Source organism: uncultured Shewanella sp., from assembly GCF_947491715.1.
GTDB lineage: Bacteria > Pseudomonadota > Gammaproteobacteria > Enterobacterales > Shewanellaceae > Shewanella.
The window spans coordinates 1-329 of record NZ_CANLKR010000137.1 but is presented as its reverse complement, the minus strand read 5'-3'; the positions used below and the strand labels follow the sequence as shown (position 1 = coordinate 329).

The window sequence follows — 329 nt, the reverse complement described above, 5'->3', positions numbered from 1 at the left end:
CCAGAGCTTTGTATGGTAGTACAACTCGTATCACTGCTGCTCCATACGGTTTCAGTCGCATCGGTGACATCTAAACTGGTGTTGTCATCATAATATAAGGTAGCGGTATATTGCAGTTGTGTACCTTGCTGAGTCGCTTGATTAACGGGCGTGATGACTAATGATGTTGGGGCAGGATCAGAGACATAGAGTGTCGCAGTGGTACTGGCTCCATTCAAGCTGGCAGTAATCGTGACGTTTCCTGAACTCACGCCTGTGGCTATGCCTGACTCTACTGTGGCAATACTGGTATCGCTGCTGCTCCAAGTGGCAAAATCAGTGACGGTACT

Annotated in this window: 1 pseudogene; it reads right to left on the bottom strand. The window is 48.3% G+C overall.

Annotated elements, in window-relative coordinates:
• Positions 1-329 (bottom strand): annotated as a pseudogene (locus Q0779_RS23850) (Ig domain-containing protein); the annotation flags it as partial.